At 57.2% G+C, this 3,821-nt stretch carries 6 protein-coding genes; 3 read left to right on the top strand and 3 right to left on the bottom strand.

The features are described from left to right. Positions 1-150: 150 nt before the first annotated feature. Positions 151-639 carry a C40 family peptidase gene (locus PG892_RS21820; protein WP_010673526.1) on the bottom strand — a complete coding sequence of 163 codons (489 nt, stop codon included), beginning with the start codon at positions 637-639 and terminating at the stop codon, positions 151-153. On the opposite strand from PG892_RS21820, the gene PG892_RS21815 reads away from it, so the two are divergent. From PG892_RS21815 to PG892_RS21805, 3 genes are all read left to right on the top strand, one after another. Next, complete coding sequence (locus PG892_RS21815) at positions 557-820, top strand: hypothetical protein (RefSeq protein ID WP_162231332.1); 264 nt, start codon at positions 557-559, stop codon at positions 818-820. The two genes, PG892_RS21820 and PG892_RS21815, sit on opposite strands and share 83 nt — an antisense overlap. 96 nt (positions 821-916) lie before the next feature. Next, the gene (locus PG892_RS21810; protein ID WP_042878780.1) at positions 917-1,639 is read left to right on the top strand and encodes a 4'-phosphopantetheinyl transferase family protein; all 723 of its coding nucleotides are present in this window, start codon (positions 917-919) and stop codon (positions 1,637-1,639) included. Next, positions 1,636-2,484, top strand: coding sequence for a tetratricopeptide repeat protein (locus tag PG892_RS21805; RefSeq protein WP_270825859.1), 849 nt, complete (start codon positions 1,636-1,638; stop codon positions 2,482-2,484). Before PG892_RS21810 ends, PG892_RS21805 begins: the two co-directional genes overlap by 4 nt. Positions 2,485-2,618: 134 nt before the next feature. Here PG892_RS21805 and PG892_RS21800 read toward each other — a convergent pair whose 3' ends face one another. Both PG892_RS21800 and ribB read right to left on the bottom strand, forming a co-directional pair. Further along, entirely contained in the window at positions 2,619-2,861 is a 243-nt protein-coding gene (locus PG892_RS21800) for an Lpp/OprI family alanine-zipper lipoprotein (RefSeq protein WP_010634682.1), read from the bottom strand. Between the two features lie 225 nt (positions 2,862-3,086). Further along, the gene (gene ribB, locus PG892_RS21795; RefSeq protein ID WP_043758934.1) at positions 3,087-3,740 is read right to left on the bottom strand and encodes a 3,4-dihydroxy-2-butanone-4-phosphate synthase; all 654 of its coding nucleotides are present in this window, start codon (positions 3,738-3,740) and stop codon (positions 3,087-3,089) included. Positions 3,741-3,821: the final 81 nt, after the last annotated feature.

Here is a 3,821-nt window from a genome sequence, read left to right as displayed (position 1 = left end):
GATTTAGGGACTCAGAATACTTTTTTCTGAAAATCAAGGCGGCCTTCCCCGGAAAGCCGCGATGAACCATAAAAAAACCGGACCCTGAGGGTCCGGTTCAAGTGAGGTTGGAAAAACAGTCCGTACTGCGAGCCGTTTGTCCAGCCTGACTCAGATATCGATCCGGCGTGCCTGCCAGAACTTGTTGCGCCAATACACATTGTCGAGCTTGGAGCGCGTGACGCCGGCACGGAAGGAGACATGGATGAATTCACCGTTGCCGACATAGATGCCGACATGGTTCAGACGCGGGTTGATCTTGAAGAAGACCAGGTCCCCCTCGACCAGATCCTGCTTGGAGACGCGAGAGCCTTCATGGACCTGGGAGCGGGTATCGCGGGGCAATTCGATGCCGATGGCATTGCGGAACACTTCACGGGTAAACGCCGAGCAATCGATACCTCGTTCTGTGGTACCGCCATAACGATAGGGGGTACCACGCCACTCTTTGTATACGGTCAGGATTTCGTTGACATCCGGGGTAGGCGAAACTTCGGGTTCAATCACGGGTTCCATCATGGAAACCTCGATCTTGCTCGCGACCTCGGGTTGGGGTGCCGAAGCACAACCTACCATTCCGAGCGCGACCAGCAGTAGCATCAGGTGGCGCAATCCTTTATCCCCGCAAAAAAGAGTGAAACTTGTTAAAATGCAGCCCGACAGGGCAATTTATAAGGCAACAGCACCCGACTATATCCAAGAATTCTATCGAGGCAAGCGAAAATCCCAATCGAACTCACATTTTTGCAAGGAAATGCTCTGTTTAGCGCAATTTATGTGATCATGGCCAAACAATATACAATCTTGAAAGCATCGGTTTCGGCCTCTCCAAACGGATTGTTATCGCTACTTCGACCCCATTTTTAAGTGAAATATTATGCTTTCTGCGGATCTCTATTTGTTAAATACCGCGCTCGTCGATACTGAACAGCTGATCGGGCTGTCATCCGGGCTCTCCCCGGAGGAATACCGCCACTGGCACGAGATCCGCCAACCCGGCCGCCAGCGCGAGTATCTGCTGGGACGCGTGTTGCTTCGCCGCCTGCTGGCCGAACGCCTCCACTGCCCTGCCGGCTCTCTGGCCTTTCACATCGGCGAGCATGGCAAGCCGATGCTGTGCAACCACCACTGGCAGTTCAACCTCAGCCACAGCGGTGACTGGTTGGTGCTCGCCCTCTGTCGGGAGGGTCCCCTCGGCGTGGATATCGAAATGGGCCTGCGCCGCCGCCCCATACTGCCCCTGGCAGAGCGTTTCTATGCCCCCGGGGAATACCTGTGGCTGCGCACCCTGCCAGTGCAGGAGCAGGACTCGGCCTTCTATCGGCTGTGGTCGCGCAAGGAGGCGGTGCTCAAGGCCCACGGCGCCGGCATCGCCGCCGGGCTGGAGAAGGTCTGCTTCTTGCCGGAGCAAGGGTGGCGGCTGGAGAACCTGCTCGATACCCGCATCTATGAAGTGAGCGATTGGCCCATTGGCAGAGGATGGCTCAGCCTCGCCGCCCCGACCCGCCAGGTCGATGCCTATCTGCTGGACGGGAGCTTGAAATCCACTCCGCTGGACCCCATGTTGATCCACACCATTTTCCGAGAGTCAGCCTCATGATCGTCGACATCACTCCCCAGAATTTTCACGCCGAACTGATCGATGCATCCCTGAAAAAGCCGGTCGTCATCTACTTCCACGCCCCGCAGATGCCGGAGTGTCAGGCCATGACCCCCCTGGTGGAAGCCCTGGTTGGTCAGGCCAATCCTGGCGTCACCTTGGCCAAAGTCGATATGAACGATCCCCAGCTGCAGCCGCTGGCGAGCCAGCTGGCCCTGCGCGCGTTACCCGCCCTGGTGCTGTTCCATCAGGGTCGTCCGGACGAGCAGGCCATCCTGGAAGGCCCGCAGGATGAAGCGACCCTGCGCCAGTATTTCGCTGCTTTCGCCCCCAAGGAAGAAGAGCTGCTGCTGGAGCAGGCCAAGCAGGCACTGGCCGCAGAGCAGGCCGATGTGGCGCACGCCCACCTGAGCAAGGCCCATCGCCTCGCCGCCGAGCGTCACGACATCAGCCTCTGGCTGGCACAGGCGGCCCTGGATCTGAACCTGCTGGACGAGGCGCAAGCCCTGCTCGCCGCCATCCCCATGGTGGCACAGGACGATCACTATCAGACCCTGAGCTCTCGCCTCTCGCTGGCGCTGCAGGCCAGTGACAGCCCTGAACTGCGCGCCCTGGAGCTGCGTCACGCCGAACAGCCGGCAGATGACGCCCTCGCCCAGGAGCTGGCGGTACTCTACAGCCAGGTCGGTCGACAGGAAAAGGCTCTGGCCTTGCTGTTCACCATTCTCAAGCGGGATCTGGCCTTTGGAGATGCCAAGAAGATCTATCTCGATGTGCTGGCCACCATGGGCGCACATCCGGCAGCGCAGAATTACCGCCGCAAGCTCTACAGCCTGCTTTATTGATCGAAGAGATATTCAGGACGGGGAATGCCGATCGGTCGGCATTGCCTTGTTCAGGCGGGAGTCAAACTCGGAGAATTGCCAGATTTCAGGCAAAAAAAAATGGCGCATTAAAATGCGCCATTTTTTCGCATGGATTACTTCTTGTAGGAAGTAGCCATGTTGTCGATGCGCTGGTTAGCACGCATAGCTTCTTGCTTGGCTTCTGCAACATCAGCAGCGATCTTGGACTGATCAGCACGAACAGCGCTAACATCTTGAGCCAGTTGGTCAACTTTGTTAGACAGATTCTGAACGGAAGTTTCCAGTTCGCTGGTGTTTGCACAACCGCCCAGCAGAGCGGACAGACCAACAACACCTACCAACAACATTTTTTTCATTTTTAAAAGCTCCCTTTAACTCGCCAGACGTTTAGCAAGCGGCGTGATTATGGCACAAAAAAATCATACTTTGGATAGGCCCCATCACAGATAAATGCGTTAAAACCCTCATTTTTTTTTAGTTGCACACTTTATGCGCAAACTTTAATCAAAAAAGAGTGTCTCCGGATGAGGTTCGTGCAAAGCGTAACCAAAATTTCGGCTTATTACAATTTCGTATGAGGCTCAGGCTGAACGCTCTGACAGCAATTGACGATATTGCACCAGATCCTCGATGGTCAGCACCGGCATCTGGTGCTGGCGACCGAAGGCCACCAGGTCCGGCAACCTGGCCATGGAGCCATCCTCCCTGGTCAGCTCGCACAGCACGCCGTAAGGTTTGAGCCCGGCGAGCTGCATCAGATCGACCGTGGCTTCGGTGTGACCGCGACGGGTCAGCACGCCCCCGGTACGGGCACGCAGCGGGAAGACATGGCCGGGGCGATGCAGGTCGGACGGTCTGGCCCCGTCGGCGATGGCGGCACGTATGGTGGTGATGCGATCGGCGGCGGACACCCCGGTGGTCACCCCCTGCGCCGCTTCGATGGTCACGGTGAAGGCGGTCTGGTAGTGGCTGGAGTTGGCCTCCACCATCATCGGCAGCTCGAGCTGGCGAACCCGCTCGTCGGTCAGGCAGAGGCAGACGATGCCGGAACACTCGCGGATCATCATGGCCATCTGTTCATTGGTCATGGATTCTGCGGCGAAGATGAGGTCACCCTCATTCTCACGATCTTCATCGTCGGCCACCAGCACACCCTGGCCGGCACGCAGTGCGGCCAGCGCGGCCTCGACGCGAGCAATGGGATCACCGAATTCACTGAGCAGAGACTGATTCATGGTAATACCAATCGGATTAAACATTAGGTCAGTTTTATCCAATCTCGGCTACAAAGTGACATCACCCGCTCCACATCGGCA

Origin of the sequence: Aeromonas sp. QDB68, assembly GCF_027707405.1 — a bacterium.
In the GTDB taxonomy this organism is placed as follows: domain Bacteria; phylum Pseudomonadota; class Gammaproteobacteria; order Enterobacterales; family Aeromonadaceae; genus Aeromonas; species Aeromonas caviae.
Note: the sequence above shows the minus strand (reverse complement) of the source record. Positions and strands in the feature narration are given on the sequence as shown.

Excerpts from the sequence above, each read along its gene's own strand:
- PG892_RS21815 (WP_162231332.1), top strand. The coding sequence starts at position 557 with ATGGAAACCTCGATCTTGCTCGCGACCTCGGGTTGGGGTGCCGAAGCA.
- PG892_RS21820 (WP_010673526.1), bottom strand. The coding sequence starts at position 639 with ATGCTACTGCTGGTCGCGCTCGGAATGGTAGGTTGTGCTTCGGCACCC.
- PG892_RS21810 (WP_042878780.1), top strand. The coding sequence starts at position 917 with ATGCTTTCTGCGGATCTCTATTTGTTAAATACCGCGCTCGTCGATACT.
- PG892_RS21805 (WP_270825859.1), top strand. The coding sequence starts at position 1,636 with ATGATCGTCGACATCACTCCCCAGAATTTTCACGCCGAACTGATCGAT.
- PG892_RS21800 (WP_010634682.1), bottom strand. The coding sequence starts at position 2,861 with ATGAAAAAAATGTTGTTGGTAGGTGTTGTTGGTCTGTCCGCTCTGCTG.
- ribB (WP_043758934.1), bottom strand. The coding sequence starts at position 3,740 with ATGAATCAGTCTCTGCTCAGTGAATTCGGTGATCCCATTGCTCGCGTC.